This window comes from Pseudomonas sp. KnCO4, from assembly GCF_045344305.1.
Classification (GTDB): domain Bacteria; phylum Pseudomonadota; class Gammaproteobacteria; order Pseudomonadales; family Pseudomonadaceae; genus Aquipseudomonas; species Aquipseudomonas anuradhapurensis.
The window spans coordinates 4,609,254-4,627,642 of sequence record NZ_CP174199.1; the positions used below are offsets into that span (position 1 = coordinate 4,609,254).

General features: G+C 63.0%; 16 protein-coding genes. 6 read left to right on the forward strand and 10 right to left on the reverse strand.

All coding sequences use genetic code 11. The annotated features are described in order from the left end of the window. Positions 1-2 precede the first annotated feature (2 nt). The 4 genes from ACJA3S_RS21375 to ACJA3S_RS21390 all read right to left on the reverse strand — a co-directional run bounded on the left by ACJA3S_RS21375 (position 3) and on the right by ACJA3S_RS21390 (position 3,613). Positions 3-248 carry a MoaD/ThiS family protein gene (locus ACJA3S_RS21375; protein WP_406822289.1) on the reverse strand — a complete coding sequence of 82 codons (246 nt, stop codon included), beginning with the start codon at positions 246-248 and terminating at the stop codon, positions 3-5. Continuing rightward, positions 248-718: a cyclic pyranopterin monophosphate synthase MoaC gene (moaC, locus tag ACJA3S_RS21380; protein WP_406819908.1), complete on the reverse strand. Its 471-nt coding sequence runs from the start codon at positions 716-718 to the stop codon at positions 248-250. Before moaC ends, ACJA3S_RS21375 begins: the two co-directional genes overlap by 1 nt. A 91-nt stretch (positions 719-809) precedes the next feature. Then, positions 810-2,204, reverse strand: coding sequence for a PhoH family protein (locus ACJA3S_RS21385; RefSeq protein WP_170032482.1), 1,395 nt, complete (start codon positions 2,202-2,204; stop codon positions 810-812). A gap of 272 nt (positions 2,205-2,476) precedes the next feature. Then, positions 2,477-3,613: a polysaccharide deacetylase family protein gene (locus ACJA3S_RS21390; RefSeq protein ID WP_406819909.1), complete on the reverse strand. Its 1,137-nt coding sequence runs from the start codon at positions 3,611-3,613 to the stop codon at positions 2,477-2,479. A 137-nt stretch (positions 3,614-3,750) separates the two neighbouring features. On the opposite strand from ACJA3S_RS21390, the gene yaaA reads away from it, so the two are divergent. Beyond that, entirely contained in the window at positions 3,751-4,530 is a 780-nt protein-coding gene (gene yaaA, locus ACJA3S_RS21395; RefSeq protein ID WP_170032486.1) for a peroxide stress protein YaaA, read from the forward strand. A gap of 114 nt (positions 4,531-4,644) precedes the next feature. Here the strand turns inward: yaaA and ACJA3S_RS21400 are convergent, their stop codons facing one another. The 6 genes from ACJA3S_RS21400 to ACJA3S_RS21425 all read right to left on the reverse strand — a co-directional run bounded on the left by ACJA3S_RS21400 (position 4,645) and on the right by ACJA3S_RS21425 (position 10,452). Next, positions 4,645-5,817 (reverse strand): efflux RND transporter periplasmic adaptor subunit, encoded by a 1,173-nt coding sequence (locus ACJA3S_RS21400; RefSeq protein ID WP_406819910.1) that lies wholly within the window; start codon positions 5,815-5,817, stop codon positions 4,645-4,647. Positions 5,818-5,851: 34 nt separating this feature from the next. Further along, a complete protein-coding gene (locus tag ACJA3S_RS21405) occupies positions 5,852-7,309 on the reverse strand; it encodes a TolC family protein (RefSeq protein WP_406819911.1) in 1,458 nt (485 codons plus the stop codon). Beyond that, positions 7,302-8,471, reverse strand: a complete 1,170-nt coding sequence (locus ACJA3S_RS21410; protein ID WP_406819912.1) for an ABC transporter permease — start codon at positions 8,469-8,471, stop codon at positions 7,302-7,304. Before ACJA3S_RS21410 ends, ACJA3S_RS21405 begins: the two co-directional genes overlap by 8 nt. Beyond that, positions 8,464-9,111, reverse strand: a complete 648-nt coding sequence (locus tag ACJA3S_RS21415) for an ABC transporter ATP-binding protein (RefSeq protein ID WP_406819913.1) — start codon at positions 9,109-9,111, stop codon at positions 8,464-8,466. Before ACJA3S_RS21415 ends, ACJA3S_RS21410 begins: the two co-directional genes overlap by 8 nt. Before the next feature lie 14 nt (positions 9,112-9,125). Continuing rightward, entirely contained in the window at positions 9,126-9,914 is a 789-nt protein-coding gene (locus tag ACJA3S_RS21420) for a hypothetical protein (protein WP_406819914.1), read from the reverse strand. Positions 9,915-10,011: 97 nt separating this feature from the next. After that, positions 10,012-10,452, reverse strand: a complete 441-nt coding sequence (locus ACJA3S_RS21425; RefSeq protein WP_170034285.1) for a hypothetical protein — start codon at positions 10,450-10,452, stop codon at positions 10,012-10,014. Positions 10,453-11,381: 929 nt separating this feature from the next. Between ACJA3S_RS21425 and ACJA3S_RS21430 the strand changes: the two genes are divergently transcribed. The 5 genes from ACJA3S_RS21430 to ACJA3S_RS21450 all read left to right on the forward strand — a co-directional run bounded on the left by ACJA3S_RS21430 (position 11,382) and on the right by ACJA3S_RS21450 (position 18,383). Continuing rightward, the gene (locus tag ACJA3S_RS21430; RefSeq protein WP_170032492.1) at positions 11,382-12,698 is read left to right on the forward strand and encodes a nucleotide sugar dehydrogenase; all 1,317 of its coding nucleotides are present in this window, start codon (positions 11,382-11,384) and stop codon (positions 12,696-12,698) included. A gap of 85 nt (positions 12,699-12,783) precedes the next feature. Continuing rightward, complete coding sequence (locus tag ACJA3S_RS21435; RefSeq protein WP_406819915.1) at positions 12,784-14,265, forward strand: glycosyltransferase family 2 protein; 1,482 nt, start codon at positions 12,784-12,786, stop codon at positions 14,263-14,265. A gap of 36 nt (positions 14,266-14,301) precedes the next feature. Beyond that, on the forward strand, positions 14,302-15,468 hold the full coding sequence (locus ACJA3S_RS21440; RefSeq protein WP_406819916.1) for a PilZ domain-containing protein: 1,167 nt from the start codon (positions 14,302-14,304) through the stop codon (positions 15,466-15,468). Positions 15,469-15,480: 12 nt separating this feature from the next. After that, on the forward strand, positions 15,481-16,908 hold the full coding sequence (algK, locus tag ACJA3S_RS21445; protein WP_406819917.1) for an alginate biosynthesis TPR repeat lipoprotein AlgK: 1,428 nt from the start codon (positions 15,481-15,483) through the stop codon (positions 16,906-16,908). Then, positions 16,905-18,383, forward strand: a complete 1,479-nt coding sequence (locus ACJA3S_RS21450; protein WP_406819918.1) for an alginate export family protein — start codon at positions 16,905-16,907, stop codon at positions 18,381-18,383. The genes algK and ACJA3S_RS21450 overlap by 4 nt, the downstream gene beginning before the upstream one ends. Positions 18,384-18,389 lie beyond the last annotated feature (6 nt).

The following is an 18,389-nucleotide window of genomic DNA, read 5'->3' on the forward strand; positions in this document are numbered from 1 at the left end:
GTTCAGCCTCCGGTCACCGGCGGGAAGAATGCTACTTCATCGCCCTCTTCCAGCGGTTCATCGAGCTTGCACAGCTCTTCGTTGCGCGCGCACATCAGGTTCTGCTCGGCCAGCACCTGGTACTGCCCACCCTTGGCGACCAAGGCCTGGCGCACATCGTCCAGCACCTTGAATGCGCCCTCCACCGGCTCGACATCCAGGCCCAGCAGTTCGCGGTAACGGGCGAAGTACATCACCTTGACCTTCATCATGCCTCCACCTTGTAGTGGCCGCTCTTGCCGCCGAGTTTTTCCAGCAGGCGCACCTGCTCGATGACCATGCCCTTGTCCACGGCCTTGCACATGTCGTAGATCGTCAGCGCGGCTACGCTGGCAGCGGTCAGCGCTTCCATCTCGACACCGGTCTGCCCGGCCAGCTTGCAACGGGCAACGATGCGCACGGCATCCTGCCCCTCGGCGTTGAGCTCGACCTTTACGCTGGTCAGCATCAGCGGGTGGCACAACGGGATCAGGTCGCTGGTCTTCTTCGCCGCCTGAATCCCGGCGATGCGCGCCACGGCGAACACGTCGCCCTTGGGGTGCTCGCCGTCGACGATCATCTGCAAGGTCTGCGGCAACATGCGCACCCGCGCCTCGGCGGTGGCCTCGCGCTCGGTCACGGCCTTTTCAGTGACGTCGACCATGTTGGCCCGCCCCTGGGAATCAAGATGTGTCAGCACTGCTCTGCTCCTGTGAAGGGAACTGGCAGTGTAAACCTGTGGGTCAGGTTTGAGCAGGGGGCCGGGCAGTGAACTGCCCGGCTGCAGGGTTTTACAAGTGCGATTCGGCGTACTCGGCCAGCACCGAGCGGGGCACGCCCTGCAAGGTGATGTGCACGCCATGGGGGAAGTCCTTGAAGCGCTCGGTCAGGTAGGTCAGGCCCGAGCTGGTCGCGGACAGGTAGGGGGTGTCGATCTGCGCCAGGTTGCCCAGGCAGACCACCTTGGACCCGGAGCCGGCACGGGTGATGATGGTTTTCATCTGGTGCGGCGTCAGGTTCTGGCACTCGTCGATCAGGATCAGGCTTTGCTGGAAGCTGCGACCACGGATGTAGTTCAGCGACTTGAACTGCAACGGCACACGTTCAAGGATGTACTCGACGCTGCCATGGGTGCTTTCGTCATCCATGTGCAAGGCTTCGAGGTTATCGGTGATGGCGCCGAGCCAGGGCTCCATCTTCTCCGCCTCGGTGCCCGGCAGGAAGCCGATCTCCTGGTCCAGCCCCTGCACGCTGCGGGTGGCGATGATGCGCCGGTAGCGCTTGCTGACCATGGTCTGCTCGATGGCCGCGGCCAGGGCCAGGATGGTCTTGCCGGAACCGGCGGCGCCGGTCAGGTTGACCAGGTGGATATCCGGGTCGAGCAGCGCGAACAGCGCCAGGCTCTGGTGGATATCGCGAGGCTTGAGGCCCCAGGCTTCCTGGTGCAGCAGCGGCTCCTGGTGCAGGTCGAGCAACAGCAGCTCATCGTTGCGGATACCCTTGATCCAGCCGACGAAGCCCTGTTCATCGATGATGAACTCATTGACATGCACCGCCGGCAGGTTGTCGATCAGTTGCACCCGGTGCCAGGTGCGGCCACGTTCCTGGCGGGTATCGACCTTGCTTACCCGGTCCCAGAACGAACCACTGACCGAATGGTAGCCCTTGGACAGCAAGGACACGTCATCGACCAACTGATCGGTGCTGTAGTCCTCGGCGGCGATGCCGCAGGCGCGCGCCTTCAGGCGCATGTTGATGTCCTTGGTGACCAGCACCACGTCCAGGTCGGTGCGCCGGGCCCTCACTTCGAGCAGCTGGTTGATGATGATGTTGTCGTTGAGGTTTTCCGGCAGCAGCTTGTTGGGCTCGTTGCGCGGGGTCATCAGAATCGACAGGAAGCCCTTGGGCCCGCTCTTGCCACGTTGGATCGGCACGCCCTGCTCGACATCGTTGGGCGAGGCGTCACCGAGGGTCTGGTCGATCAGGCGAATGGCCTGGCGGCATTCGGCTGCGATGCTCTGCTTGCCGGTCTTGAGCTTGTCGAGTTCCTCCAGCACCGTCATCGGGATGGCGACATGGTGCTCCTCGAAGTTGAGTAACGCGTTGGGGTCGTGAATCAGGACGTTGGTATCGAGCACATACAGGATTGGCTTGCTGGAGGAAGGGTTGCGTCCTTGGTCATCCATACTCGGTCACCTTATGTCGAAGCCACACGGCGTGGTCTGTTACGCCGCAGAGTGACTGCCGTTCTCCCCGTATCCGCGTTGTTACGGGCGGGAAGCGAACCTGGCTAGGTGGGCCTGGATGACGCCACCTGTGCTGCAGGAATCGGCTGTCTGGTTTCTTCATACCGCAAAAGCCATGACCGGAAAAAGCGTTTTTACGAGTTTTTGAAGTTTATTTTGCCGAATGACGAAGGGGCCTTGGCGGCAGCGCCAGAGGGGACTACAGTCAGAAGTCACACCCCTGGTTCGCGGTACCCGTATTCGCGGCAGCCTTCCCAGCCGATACCGCTTTGCGCGGTATTGCGCAGCAACCAGTCCAGTGCCGGCTGCGCCTTGGGCAAGCTGTCATGGAACTGGATCACCCCCTTGCGCCACAGCAGCATCAAGGTCAGCACCCGCTGGGCCGAGGCTTGTGCCGTCAGTGCACCATCATCCTGAGCATCGATATCCCACAACGATATCCGCAGCTGCTGGCTGGCCATGAACGTCTCGCCGTCGGCGCGGCGTTGCCCATAAGGTGGCCGGAACAACGGCACATACTGTTGCGGCAGGTCGGCCTGCACCCGCGCCTGGCTGCGCCGCAGCGAGTCCTGCCAGCCCGTCCACTGTGCATGGGAGCGATATTCCCAGCCCTGGATGCCCACGCACTGGCCGCCATAGAGCTGGCGCAAGGCGCTTGCCGCGCCGGCGTCGCGGCGTTGCTGCAGGCGGTTGCCGAGCACGAAGAACGTACCGGCAAGCTTCTGCCGACGCAGGTAATCGGTGAGCTGGTCGGTCGTGCCGCCCTGCGGCCCGGGCCCACCGACGAAGGTCAGCAGGAACATGCGGTCATTCAGTTCATCGCCATTGCGCTCGCGCGCCGACAGCCGCTCCACCTCGCTACTGGTTTGTGGCAGCAGTGCGGCCTTGCGCAGTTGCTCGTCGAGGTAGTGCACATGGAACTGGTGGCTGGGTTCGATCCAGCCCGTGTAGAACGTGCCGACATCGGCAGCGAAGGTTGCCGCCTGAGTGCGCAACTCTGCCATCGAGGTCACCGGATAACAGAACGACGCATCCTGCTCGCAACTGCGCTGTGCCTGTTGATAGCCTTGCCACAACCGCTGCCACATGCGCGCCCGCAGCAGGCGTACCTTCTGCAGGTTGATCTGGCGCAAACCCAGGCGGGTTGCCAGCGTCGCCTCGTCCAGCAGCTCGCTTTCGTGCAGCACCTGGGCGAACGAGAGGATTTCCGCCCGCGAGGCCACATCGAACAACGCCGGGCTGTCCAGCTGTTCGGGCCACAGGCTGCGGTCCAGGCTTACCTGGGGTGAGGGGGCGGCTTGCACGGCCAGGCTCAGCAGGCCGGCCAGCAAGGCAGAGGCAATGCGCACGGTTGAAGGCTCCGCAACGGCGAAACACGCACTATAGCGCCTGTACCGGCCATGGTCTGTGACTATCGTCGGCATAGTTTGGACTTGTACCGCCCAGCCCGTAGAATCCCCGGCCAACGATGCCAGGAGCCGACCCGATGCTGACGGTGATTTCCCCCGCCAAGACCCTCGACTACGACACCCCGCCGGTGACCGAGCGTTACACCCTGCCGCAATACCTGGACGACTCCCAGGAACTGATTCGGCAACTGCGCGAGCTGTCACCAGCGCAGATCAGCGAACTGATGCATTTGTCTGACAAGCTCGCCGGCCTGAATGCCGCGCGCTTTGGCAGCTGGACCCCGGATTTCACCCCGGCCAATGCCAAGCAGGCGCTGCTGGCGTTCAAGGGTGACGTGTACACCGGCCTCGATGCCGAGAGCCTGGGCGAGGACGACTTCAGCTACGCGCAGGAGCACCTGCGCATGCTCTCGGGCCTCTACGGCCTGCTGCGCCCGCTGGACCTGATGCAGCCTTATCGCCTGGAAATGGGCACCAAGCTGGCTAATGCCCGCGGCAAGGACCTGTACGCGTTCTGGGGCACGCGCATCAGCGAATGGTTGAACCAGGCCCTTGCCGAGCAGGGCGATGAGGTGCTGCTCAACCTCGCCAGCAACGAATACTTCAGCGCGGTGAAACGCAGCGCCTTGAAGGCGCGGGTGATCAACGTCGATTTCAAGGACTTGAAGAACGGCCAGTACAAGATCATCAGTTTCTACGCCAAGAAGGCACGGGGGATGATGAGCCGCTTCGTGATCCAGCGGCGCATCAACGACCCGGAACAACTCAAGCAGTTCGATGTGCAGGGCTACTACTACAGTGCCGAGCAGTCGAAACCGGACCACCTGGTGTTCCTGCGCGATCATCCTGCCGAGTGACCCTGGAACGGCCGCCTCGAGGTTGAACCCGCCCCACCGGTACTGCGCTGCACGCCAGGCCGAGGCAATACCTGCAGGGGCCGGTTTACCGGCGAAATGGGCCGCACAGCGGCCCTACGGTAGCAGCACGAACCCTGCCTCCAGCCCGTCCACCTGCAGCCCTTGCACCACCGCCCTCGCCGCCCTGACCACAACCCTGCGCGGCGTCTGTTGCGCAGACTGTCGATAAACCACGTATGGCCTGCCCGCTTGATCCTCCTGCAAGGCCTCGGCAGGCACCACCATCGCAGCCTCTTCGCGGTATACCAGCACCGCCAGGCGGGCACTCATGCCCAGGCGCAAGCGCTGCCGTGTGGCGCCGTCAGGCAGTTGCAGGTCAACCCGTACGTCGTACCATGCCGTTTGTTCGGTATCGTCACGCGCCTGCTGGCCAATCTGCGCCAGGCGCCCGGCAAGCAGGTGACCGGCAATGAAGGCTTGCACCTCCATGCCCTCGCGCAGATCGCCAAGGTCGCTTTCTGCCACCTTGGCAGCCACCTGCAAATGCTCAAGGCCGCTCAACGTCAGCAGTGGCATGCCCTGGGCAAGCGCCTGGCCCTGCTGAAGTGGCCCTTGCATGGCGGCGCCGCCGGCTGCACGGGCCAGCAAGCCGGCAAACGGTGCCTTGAGCACCCTGCGCTCACGCCTCGCCAGCAACGCTCGCCGCTGTGCTTCGGCGTTTTCCAGCTCCATTTCGGCAACCCTCAACGCGTCGCCCTGGCCCCGGGCCTGGGTCAGTTGCAGGTCCTGCTGCGCATCCAACACCGCCTGCCGCTGCGCTTGCTGCAACTGTTCCAGGCTCTCGACTTCCATACGGGCAACGATACCTCGCTCCAGCAGCCGTCGGGTTTCATCCAGCGCCGCCTGGCCAGCCGCCAAGGTGGCGCGTGCCACCGCCAGCGTACGTAGGCTACGAGCGACCTCCGGGCCAGCCTGCCAGCCGCGCAACTGGCTGACCAATGCCTTGGCCTTCAGGCGCTCGGCCTCGGCCTGGCGCAGCTGGATATCGAGCTGCGTGGTGTCCAGCTGCATCAATGGCTGCCCGGCTGCCACCTGCTGCCCCTCAGCTACCAGCAGCGAGGCCAGCACGCCATCGAAGGGCGCACTGAGGGTCACCTGGCGGCCTGCCTGAAGCCTGCCAACCAACCCCAGATGCACCTCCAACGGCTGCGGTTCGACCTGCACCCAGCGTTGCGCGTCCCTTGCGGGGGTATTCGGCCACGCCTGCCAAAGCAGTATTACCAGCATGCCTGTGCTGCCACCCAGCACCCACCACCACCGCCTAGTCATTGAGCGCCACGTTCCAGCTGTCGAGCGTCGCTCCCAACACCTGGTCCAGTACCACCTGGGCTTCGAGATAATCGAGGAGGGCATCCAGACGGGTGCTTTGCGCGTAGCGCAGATCCCCTTCGAAGCTCAGCACCTGGAAATTGCTGGAGCGGCCTGCGGTCAGCTTCTCCTGTTCGATCTCGAGCTTGCGTTGCGACAAGGCCAACGCGCGCTCGGCGATTTCCACCTGGCGCCAGCGCACCTGCAGGTCCCGCACAGCCGTGCTCACTTCGCGCTGCAGCTGCTGGCGGCTTTCGGCCAGGTTCAGGTTCTGCCGATCCATGGCCACCTGGGCCCGCACCCAGGCCTGGCGCCGGTCAAGGTCAGCAATGGGCACTTCCAGTTCAAGCCCGAGATAGCGTTCGCCGGAGGTGCCGTTGCCTGGCCGCTCGCGCAGCTGACTGAGCCCAGCGACCAACGACAGGTCCCACCATTGGGCGTTATCCGCCACCTGCAGGTCGAGCGCAGCCTGCTCGACAGCCAGCTGCTGCATCAGGTACGCCGGTTGTCGCGCTTCTGCACGAGCCAGTGCCTGGCGAGCGTCCACCTGCCGACGCTCGACACGCAGCGACTCCACGGCCCTCAACGGCGTCGACAGGTCTATCGCCAACAGCTGTGCCAGTGCCTGACGACTCTGCTGCAACTGGTTGCGGCTGCTTTCGCGCGCCATCTCCTGGTTGGCGACTTCGGCCTGCGCCTGGACGATATCGAACGCTGCCATGCGCCCGGCAACGATCAGCGCCCGGTTTACCTTCACCAACTGCCGTGACCGCGCCAGGCCATCTTCGGCGATACGCAGCTGCTCCTGAGCGCGCAGCAGCGCGCGGTACAGCATGATCGTGCGGGTAATGACTGCAGAAATCTCGTCCTTGAGCGCCAGGCGGTTGAGTTGTTCGGCCAGGCGCGCCTGACGCAGCGGCGCACTGGCGATGTCGCGCCCGGCACCACGCAACAAGGGCTGGATGATCGTCAGGTTCGCCCCGTCGCTGTCGCGTCGCCCGGCACCATCGGCACGGGTGTGGCCACGAGCCCAGTCAAGGCTCAAACGCGTGCCGTAGGGTGTCAGCAGGCTGGCTGTCGGGGCCAGCCGTGCTTCCCGATAGCGATCGGCGTGGTTGCGATTAGCCAGGTAGCGGGCTTTGAGCGCCAACTGCGGGGCAAACCGGTCCTGTGCCACCCGTAGCTCGAACTTCTGTGCGATGCGCTCAAGGTAAGCGCCCCGGACCGCGCGGTTGTCGCGCAACGCCAGGGCAATCGCATCGGCCAGTTCGATATCCACGGGTTCGCCGTGCAGGGTCGACAAGGCACTTACCGATGGCACGTGCTGCACAGTCGGGCGCGACGGCTGCAGGCCGTCTTCAGCCAGGGCCAGCAGCGGCGACAGGAGGGGCAGCGCCCACCACCTAGTCATCCCGTAACGCCAGCACCGGTTGCAGCCGCGCTGCAGCCAACGCAGGCTGCAGGCCGAACAACAGCGCCAGCGCCAGCGACGCGCCCATGCTTGCCGGTAGCGACCCGACATGCAGGGCAAAGCGCCACCCGGCAGCCAGCGCGAACAACCAGGCAGCGGCCAAGCCGAACACGACGCCAAGCAGCGCGCCGGCAGCCCCTAGCAACAGTGCTTCGAGCAGGAACAACCAGGCAATGTCGCGCCCCCGTGCGCCCAAGGCAACGCGCACACCAATTTCCCGACGGCGCTGCGCCACATTCATCACCATGACATTCATCACCCCGACCCCGCCAAGCACCAAGGCGATGGCAGCGGTGCTCGCGAGCATCCAGCTCATCATCCGCGACTGGCCGGCCATGCTCTCCAGCATTTGCCTGGGCAACTGGACATCCACCTCATGCCCTGGCAAACGTGCTTGCAGAAAGTGCGACAGCGAAGCGCCAACCTGGGTCAGGCCCATTCCGGCGTCCCCCCGCGCGACAAGCGTTCCGACCTGTGGCGCGGGGCTCAGGCGATGCATGCCGGCCAGAGGCATCCATACTGCATCGTCGAAGTTCACCGGCAGCATGGGGTTGTAGCCACGGCCTCCCAGCACCCCGACCACGTCGTACAGGTAACTGCCCAACTGCACGCGATCCCCCACCCGTACCCGCAACTGTCTCGCCAGCGAAGCCCCCAGCAGCAGATGCGCGGCCTGGTCATCGTAGCGCGACAGCAATCGCCCCTGGCCAGCCTCGAGATCCAGAACCTCGGCCAGGTGCGCGGTGCTGCCTGCGACCATGACCTCGATGCTTGTTCCAGCGAATTGCAGCGCCTGCACTGCGGTTGCCAAAGGTGCCGCCGCTCGAATACCAGGCGGCCAAGGCCCTGCTTCCAAACCTAAAGTGCCGCCCGGCGCGGTAGGGCCCTCCAGGCTGACCACCAGCAAGTCGCTGCCCAACCCCTGGAACATCTGCCGGACATGCTGCGCGGCGCCATGGCCGATGTTCATCAAAGCCACCAGCGCGGCGCAGCCAATCGCTATGCCCGACAGTGCCAGCCAGGCTCTGGCGCCCAGTTGCCGCACGCTGCCCAATGCCTCGCCGATGCGTTGCGGCCAGCTTGGCCCATAGGCCTCAGGCATCGAAGACACCACCGTCACGCACCAGCAGGCGCCGCTGCATGCGCTGCGCCATGGCCGGGTCGTGGGTGACCATGAGCAAGGTCATGCCCTGCTCATGGTTCAGCCTGCAGAGCAGCCCGATGATCGCCTGAGCCGTTTCGCAATCAAGGTTTCCGGTCGGCTCGTCGGCCAGCAGAATCCGCGGCCCGGTGACCAGCGCCCGGGCGATCGCAACACGCTGGCGCTGGCCACCGGAGAGGTCTGCGGGCCGGTTCCGGGCGCGATGGGCCAGGCCGACTTTTTCCAGCTGCAGCGCCGCAGCCCGCCGTGCCGAGGCCAGGCCGATGCCGCGATAACTCAGCGGCAACGCGACATTGTCGAGAATGGACAGGCGGGGCAGCAGATTGAAGCTCTGGAAAACGAAACCCAACAGGCGGTTTCGGGTGATGGCACGTTGGTCGGCAGTAGCATGCGTCATGTCGCAACCGTCCAGTACCAGCCGCCCCCGGCACGGCTGGTCGAGCAGGCCGATCAGGTTGAGTAAGGTGCTTTTGCCTGAACCAGAGGGGCCGGTGATGGCGCAGGATTGGCCCGCGTGAAGTGAAAACGACACATCACGCAAAATACCTTCGTTGCCTATCCAGCGTGCAATGCCTTGCATGACGATACTTCGCGTCACTCTATCACGCCCTCCTCGCCAATGCCTGCCTCCATCCCCTCGAACGGCTCGAGCGATGTCTTTTCTCTGGCTCCCCATTCATTTGCGATCATATTGACCAACGAAGTATCAAATTCTGGCCATTCCACCTCATGCATGGCTAGTTGCATCATGATCTGAGCCTCATAGTTCCCATACTCTGCCACTTCAATAGGTGGTAACGAATTATAGAAATCTAGTATTTCGCGCAATCCGCTATCATTTCGCCTCGTCTGCTGATACTCCACATTCATCTTTTCGATCATGTGTTGCGCCCACTGATTGTGCAGTTCGGTCTTCTCTGCCAACGCCGCGCGACGTTCACTGACGGTAAAGGCGCCGCTTTCGTCATATACAATGAGGCTGAGTTGCTCGCGGGAGAATCCCTTAAAGGGGTTCTCTGCTTTTCCCTTGGCAAAATCATTGGCCTGACGGGCACGCTCAAGCCAGTCCAGATCCTGCGTGTCAGGCAGCTGCGAATCGTAAAAATTCTTTGCTAATGAGTAGGTTAGACCGCCTAGCCTGTCGATGATCCGGGTAGCCAATTCCGCCAGTTCCTTGCGTGAGTGGCGGCTATCGCGCTGCGCTGCCAGCTCGGCAGCAATACTCAGTTTTTTTGCCAAGCTAGACAGATAGTCATCTTCAGCTTGCTCTTGGTTACCCACAACTAGCGACTGGTCGGGATTAACACCATCCTCCATTTTCCGAATGCGCGTCACCGCGCCAAATGCATTACCAGGAATGCCACGACCATTGATCATGTCCATTAATTACACCTCATTTTCCGGGATAAATTGAGACAACAGTCCTCCCAAACTGCACTCCCAGGCTTGTCCGCCGAAAGTGCAGTCATTTGTCGACCGGCTACTTCAGGGTAAACTCAACTTTCCACGAATAATCCGCCGCGGTTCCGGTGATGGCAGCCGTACAGATTGCGCCACCGCTCGGCGTTGCAGTTTTGGTCCAAACGGGCTGTTTGATTCCATTCGCTGACGTTTTCAGCTGGAATGTCGTGCCAAAGGCGCAGGTTTTTCCGCCTATGGTGTATCGGATCATGGCGGCGTTCACATCCGGGCTGATGACACGCTGGACCCGCATGAAGGTCGAAGCACCCGGTTGGATGGTCTTCGACGGTTGGGGGTTGGCAATCTGGTAGGTAGAACTCTCATTGGAGGTCACCAATGTCATGGTCGCCGGTTGCGAACCAAGGTTCTTGATGGTCACGTCTACGGGAGGCCCCGCCTGCACCATGCCAGCCAGCAGCAAGGAACCGCTGGCGATCAGGATTTGCGATGTCTTCTTCATTTGGCGTTCTCTCGTCTCTTCCATGTGATGAATGGATGAGACGCCCTCGGTGGCCAGTGGCCCGAGGCTGCCCAAGACGCTCCTTCGTTCATGAACAGCTCCGCAGAGCGTCCACAGGGGGTAACGGCCAACGCGGTAAAAGCCTTAGCGTTCATGTGGCCATCATGTGTTTCCGTATGTGTTAACGCGCTGCCTCGCTCCGGAGTCGGCTTCACATTGCCAGCATGTCATTTGTTCGACGCCAAAAAACCATCACCCTCAACGTCATCGCCAAACGCCATAAGACCGTTCGTACCTTTTTTGACGAATTTTGAAAAAATTTTTTGGATGCTGGCAAAAAAATATCTCGCAACAGTTTCGCCCTTTATATATCGGGGCGAAACACCTGCGTGCTATCAGATTGAAATCTGTCCGCCACTGAAAAAATATTTAGAAATCTTTCATCCGGGCCGAACCGACCCGGAACTTCTGCTACGCCGAATCGCTCATAGTGCCGTAACGATTTTCCTGCCCCCGGGCTGTACGAGATGACTTACAGATGACAACGGCAGGTATCCACTACCCGCCCTAATAACTTCGACAGGTATAACGGGCACACCCCGAGCCCCTGTCCATGCAGGAGAGACGCGTCCCTTACAATTCGTCCTAGTGGTTGATTTCAAAGGGTTTTTCCAGTTGAAAGAACAAGCACAGCAACGCGCCAAGTAGCGCATTGCAATAAAGACGGCTGCATTCCAGGGCACGTTTTTTAATTGATGGCCTTTTACTGCCAAGTTTGAGTGCATAACTTTTGCGCTCCGGATTTATTTTGCCTGCGCTCGGCGAAGTGTGCATTCGCCATGGATCCGTGCGCCCGAAAACTGTTGTTAATCCACCCAGTCCGGCTCTCTGCGGAGGCGCCGACGTGATAAACACATGAGGTGATAGCGATGCGTATCAGCATCTTTGGTTTGGGTTATGTGGGTGCAGTCTGTGCAGGCTGCCTGACGGCGCGAGGCCATGAAGTGATCGGTGTGGACGTGTCCAGCACCAAGATCGACCTGATCAATCAGGGCAAGTCGCCCATCGTCGAACCTGGCCTGGAAGCACTGCTGCAACAGGGCATCGCCAATGGCCGCCTGCGCGGTACCACCGACTTCGCCGAAGCCATTCGTGCCAGCGACGTGTCGATGATCTGCGTGGGTACCCCGAGCAAGAAGAACGGCGACCTGGGCCTTGAGTACATCGAGTCGGTGTGCCGCGAAATCGGCTACGTACTGCGCGACAGCGATCGCCGCCACACCATCGTGGTGCGCAGCACCGTGCTGCCGGGCACCGTGAAGAACGTGGTGATCCCGATCCTCGAGGACTGCTCGGGGAAAAAGGCCGGCGTCGATTTCGGCGTTGCGGTGAACCCGGAGTTCCTGCGTGAAAGCACCGCGATCAAGGACTACGACCACCCGCCAATGACCGTCATCGGTGAACTGGACAGCGCCAGCGGCGACATTCTGCAAGCGCTGTACGAAGAACTCGACGCCCCGATCATCCGCAAGCCGATCGAAGTGGCCGAGATGATCAAGTACACCTGCAACGTGTGGCACGCCACCAAAGTCACCTTCGCCAACGAGATCGGCAACATCGCCAAGGCGGTGGGCGTGGATGGCCGTGAGGTGATGGACGTGGTGTGCCAGGACAAGGTGCTGAACCTGTCCCAGTACTACATGCGCCCTGGCTTCGCCTTCGGCGGCTCGTGCCTGCCGAAGGATGTGCGCGCCCTCACCTACCGCGCCGCCAGCCTCGATGTCCGCGCACCGCTGCTCGACTCGCTGATGCGCAGCAATGAATCGCAGGTACAGAACGCCTTCGAGCTGATCGAAGCCCATGACAAGCGCAAGGTCGCCCTGCTCGGCCTGAGCTTCAAGGCCGGTACCGACGACCTGCGCGAAAGCCCACTGGTAGAACTGGCCGAACGCCTGATCGGCAAGGGCTACCAGCTGGACATCTACGACGAGAACGTCCAGTACGCCCGTGTCCACGGCGCCAACAAGGACTACATCGAGTCGAAGATCCCGCACGTCTCGTCGCTGCTCAACGCCGATTTCCAGAAGGTCATCGACAACGCCGACATCATCGTCCTGGGCAACCGTGACGAGCAGTTCCGCGCACTTGCCGAGCAAGCGCCGGCCGGCAAGCACGTGATCGACCTGGTCGGCTTCATGAGCAAACCGACCTGCGCTACCAGCCGTACCGAAGGCATCTGCTGGTAACAGCAGGCCCGGCGGCGCAGGTGTTGCCCACCAAGGTGAAACCTGCGTCGCCCACCCTTTCCCGAATTCTCGACGGATGCTGAACATGCAAAGGCTCCAGACAGTGCTGTTGCAGTGCGCCGGGTGGCTGCTCTACATGAGCCTGCTCATGCTGATCGCCCTGGCCCTGCCAGCCGATATCTTCGACTCGCAGTCGAAGCACTTCATCTTCCTGGTCGGCGCAGTCGGCATCTGGCGCTATTCCATGGGCGCCACCCATTTCATCCGCGGCATGATCTTCCTCTACGGCGTATACCCGTACCTGCGCCGCAAGGTGCAGAAAATGGGCAATGCCGCCGACCCGTCGCACGTGTACCTGATGGTGACCAGCTTCCGTATCGAAGCCCTGACCACCGCCCAGGTGTACAGCTCGGTGATCCGCGAGGCGATCAACTGTGGCTTCCCCACCACCGTGGTCTGCTCGCTGGTGGAGATGTCGGACGAACTGCTGGTGAAAAGCCTGTGGGCCAAGTACAACCCGCCAGCTCACGTCAAGCTGGACATCGTGCGCATCGCCGGTACCGGCAAGCGTGACGGCCTGGCCTATGGCTTCCGTGCCATCTCGCGCATGCTGCCGGACGACGACGCCGTGGTGGCGGTGATCGACGGTGACACCGTGCTCGGCGACGGCGTGGTCCGCAAGACCGTGCCGTGGTTCAAGCTGTTCCCCAACGTCGGCGGCCTGACCACCAACGAGTTCTGCGAAGTGCGTGGCGGCTACGTCATGAGCGAGTGGCACAAGCTGCGCTTTGCCCAGCGCCATATCAACATGTGCTCGATGGCCCTGTCCAAGCGCGTACTGACCATGACCGGGCGCATGTCGATGTTCCGCGCCAGCGTGGTGACCAACCCGGAATTCATCGCCGACGTCGAAAGCGACTCGCTGATGCACTGGCGCCTGGGCCGCTTCAAGTTCCTCACCGGTGACGACAAGTCCAGCTGGTTCAGCCTGATGCGCCTGGGCTACGACACCTTCTACGTGCCGGACGCTGCCATCAATACGGTCGAGCACCCGCCGGAGAAGAGCTTCTTCAAGGCCAGCCGCAAGCTGATGTATCGCTGGTATGGCAACAACCTGCGGCAGAACTCCCGCGCGCTGGGCCTGGGCCTGCGCCGCCTGGGGCTGTTCACCAGCATCGTGCTGTTCGACCAGCGCGTGTCGATGTGGACCAGCCTGCTGGGCCTGACCGTGGCGGTGATCGCCAGCATCAAGTTCGGCATGGGCTACCTGCTGGTGTACCTGCTGTGGATCGGCATCACCCGCCTGATCCTCACCATCATGCTGCTGTGCTCCGGCCACAACGTCGGCCCGGCCTACCCGCTGATTCTCTATTACAACCAGATCATCGGCGCGCTGATGAAGATCTACGTGTTCTTCCGCCTCGACAAACAGTCCTGGACGCGTCAGCCCACTGCCCTCAAGCGTGACCTCGCCAGTTTTCAACAATGGTTCAACACCTGGTCCTCGCGGACCATGACCTTCTCGGCTGCCAGCATCTTCGTCGCTGTGCTGTTCATGGTCGTGTGAGCCCAACCCGGATCGGAACTAACAGGAACAAACCACATGAATACCGCCGTGAACGTCAACGTCGTGCATGAGTCCGAAGCCCAGCGCCAGCATGCCCGGGTACGCATCCCCGCCAAGCTGCGGTTCCTCGATGCCCAGCGCCAGGCCCACGATGTGAAGGTCGACGACCTCTCCGCTGGTGGCCTGAGCTTCCACACCAAGCAACCCCTGTCGGTTGGCGATGTGCTGCGCGGACGGCTGCAGTTCACGGTCGACAACCTCGGCCTGTCGATGGACATCGAGTTCCAGGTGCGCTCCTACCACCCGGACAGCGGCCGTACCGGCGCGCAGTTCCAGAACCTCGAGCCACGCGACATCGCCACGCTGCGCCACATCATCACCACCCACCTGTCGGGTGAGCTGATCAGTGTCGGCGACGTACTCAGCACCCTGCAGCGCGACAACTTCACCAAGGCACGCAAGCAAAAGGACAACGGCAGTGGCCTGAGCGCCTTTGGTCGCCTCAAGGCGGTCACCGTCACCCTCGGCGTGTTCGTGGTCGGCGTCGCCGCCTTCGGCTTCGTCGCCAAGTCGCTGTATGGCATGTACTTCGTCAGCCACGCCGAAGCCGGCGTGGTGGCAGTGCCGACCACCACCATCACCATGCCGCGCGACGGCACCGTGAGCAGCCTGGTCGACAGCGGCGGGATGATCGGCAAAGGTGCGCCATTGGCCACCTTCACCACCAGCATGCTGGACATGCTCAAGGGCAACCTGGAAGACGCACAGCTGGAACCGGCGAAGATCGAGGAACTGTTCGGCAAACAGCTGTCCGGCACCCTCACCAGCCCCTGTGATTGCGTGGTCGCCCGCCAGCTGGTGGACAACGGCCAGTACGCGGCCAAGGGCCAGCCGATCTTCCAGCTGATCCCGCGCACCACCAACCCGATGGTCGAGGCGCGTTTCAGCTATCGCCAGTTCGACGAGGTCAAGCCAGGTACCCGGGTCAACTTCCAGGTCGCCGGCGAAGACGAAGTGCGCACCGGCCAAATCGTCAGCAGCGCCAGCCTCAACAGCGATGACCTGGCCTCCGACATCCGCGTGCAGATCAAGCCCGACGGCGCCATGCCTGCCGAACTGGCCGGGCGCCCGGCGTCGGTCAACAGCGACCGTGGCCCTTCGCTGAACTGGCTGATCGACAAAGCCATGGCCCGTGGGCTGTAAGAGGATCGCCGTATGATTCCCCACAAGAAAAGCGCCAGCCTGGGCCTGTGTGCCCTGGCTGCAGCCATCACCCTGGCCGGCTGTGCCGGCCTGCCCGACCAGCGTCTGGCCAACGAAGCCATGAAGCGCGGTGACACGGCACTGGCCGAGCGCAACTACAAGGCCCTGGCCGACCTGGGCTACAGCGAAGCGCAAGTGGGCCTGGCCGACATCAAGGTCGCGACCCGCGACCCGGCGAAAATCAAGGAAGCCGAGGCCACCTACCGCGCCGCGGCTGGCACCTCGCCGCGCGCCCAGGCGCGCCTTGGCCGCCTTTTGGTGGCCAAGCCCGACAGCACCCAGGCCGAGCGCGAAGAAGCCGAGACCCTGCTCAAGCAAGCCGCCGCACAGGGCGAAGGCAACACCCTGATCCCGCTGGCGATGCTCTACCTGAGCTACCCGCAGAGCTTCCCCAAGGTCAATGCGCAGCAGCAGATCGACCAGTGGCGTGCCGCCGGCAACCCGGAAGCGGGCCTGGCCCAGATTCTGCTGTATCGCACCCAGGGCACCTACGACCAGCACCTGGGCGACGTGGAAAAAATCTGCAAGGCCGCCCTCGCCGCCACCGACATCTGCTACGTCGAGCTGGCCACCGTGTACCAGAAGCGTGGCCAGGCTGACCAGCAGGCGGCCCTGCTCGACCAGCTCAAGGCAGCCTATGCCCGCGGCGCGGTACCGGCCACCCGGGTCGACAGCGTCGCCCGTGTGCTGGCCGACCGCAGCCTCGGCCAGACCGACGAAAAAACCGCCAAGGACCTGCTCGAGCAGGTGGCCCCGGCCAATCCGGCGTCCTGGGTCAGCCTGGCGCAGCTGCTCTACGACTTCCCCGAGCTGGGCGATACCGACCAGCTGATGGCCTACATCGACAAAGGCCGCGAAGCCGAACAGCCACGCGCCGAACTGTTGCTCGGCCGCCTGTACTACGAAGGCAAGACCCTGCCTGCGGATGCGGTAAAAGCCGAGCAACACCTGCAGGCTGCCGCCGATGCTGGCGAAGTCAGCGCCCATTACTACCTGGGGCAGCTGTACCGCCGTGGCTACCTGGGCAACGTCGAGCCACAGAAAGCCGTCGACCACCTGCTGGCCGCCGCCCGTGGCGGACAGAACAGCGCCGACTATGCCCTGGCCCAGCTGTTCAGCGAAGGCCATGGCATTCGCCCACAACCGGGCAATGCCTGGGTATTCGCCCAGCTGGCCCAGGTCAACCCGACGCCGCAGTCCGCTGAACTGCTGCAGCAACTCGACCAGCAACTCACGCCTGACCAGCGCAGCCAGGCGCAGACCCTGCTGGCGCAAGAGAAGCAGGCACGCGGCAGCATGAGCCAGGGCGCCAACAGCACCTTGGCCATCGAAGCCCTGCAAGACGACGAGAAAGAAGTAACCGGTGAGGACTCGCTATGACGCTCAATCCCTTCGTGAAAGCCGGCATCGGCCTGAGCTTCGCCCTGCTGTGGTCCTGCCCGACCCTGGCGGAAATGACCGCTGAAAAGAACTTTGGCCTGGATGTGAAAATCACCGGCCAGTCGGAAGACGACCGTGACCTCGGTACCCGCTCCGGCGGCGACGTCAGCGGCCTGGGCCTCGACCTGCGCCCTTGGGTATATGGCGAGCGCGGCAACTGGAGCGCCTATGCCATGGGCCAGGCCGTCACTGCTACCGACACCATCGAAACCGACACCCTGCGCCAGAACGATGACGGCACCACCACCGACACCGCCGCCGACGGCCGCGAGCAGGACAAGAGCTACCTGGCCATGCGCGAATTCTGGGTCGGCTACAGCGGCCTCACCGCCTACCCCGGCGAGCAGCTGCGTTTCGGTCGCCAGCGCCTGCGCAGCGACGATGGCATGTGGCGTGACACCAACATCGAGGCACTGAACTGGACCTTCGACACCACCCTGCTCAAGGCCGACCTGGGCGTGGCCCAGCGCTTCAGCGAATACCGCACCGACCTCACCGAGCTGGCCCCGGAAGACAAGGACCGCACGCACATCTACGGCAACGTCGCCACGCAGTGGACCCCTGGCCACTGGGTCGGCGTACGCGCCCACCACACCCATGACGGCGGCAGCCTGAAGAACCCGGGCGAAACCGTCGACGCGCTGGACAAGACCCGCACCGGCGACCTGACCTGGCTGGGCCTGGAAGCCAACAGCGATGCCTACAACTGGCGCAACGACCACACCGTCAACTACTGGGGCAGTGTCACCTGGCTCACCGGTGACCGCGACACCCTCAGCAGCCAGGTAGTGGGCGACGAAAGCGTAGCCACCGGCAAGCAGAGCGGCGACGTCAACGCCTGGGCCACCGACCTCGGCATCCGCGTGCGCCTCGACCCGCAATGGCAGGTCGGTGCGGCCTACGCCCGTGGCAGCGGCGGTGGCGGCGACGACGGTTCGAGCAACTACGAGCAGACCGGCCTGGAGAGCAACCGCTCCAACTACACCGGTACCCGTTCGCGCGTGCACCGCTTCGGTGAAGCCTTCCGCGGCGAGCTGGGCAACCTGCAGGCAGCCACCCTGTTCGCTTCCTGGCAGCTGCGCGACGACTACGACGCCAGCTTCATCTACCACAAGTTCTGGCGTGTCGACGGCAACCAGAACATCGGCTCCAGCGGCATCAACGCGGTGGTCAACGACAACGGCGTGAACCGCCCGCTGGTCGATGGCGAGAAAGACCTTGGCCAGGAGATGGACGTGGTCGTGACCAAGTACTTCAAGCAAGGCCTGCTGCCGGCTTCGATGAGCCAGGCCATCGACGAGCCATCCGCCCTGGTGCGCCTGCGTGCCGGCGTGTTCAAGCCGGGCGACGCCTACGGCAAGGAAGCGGACTCGTACATGCACCGTGCCTTCGTCGACGTGATCTGGCGCTTCTGAGGCCGG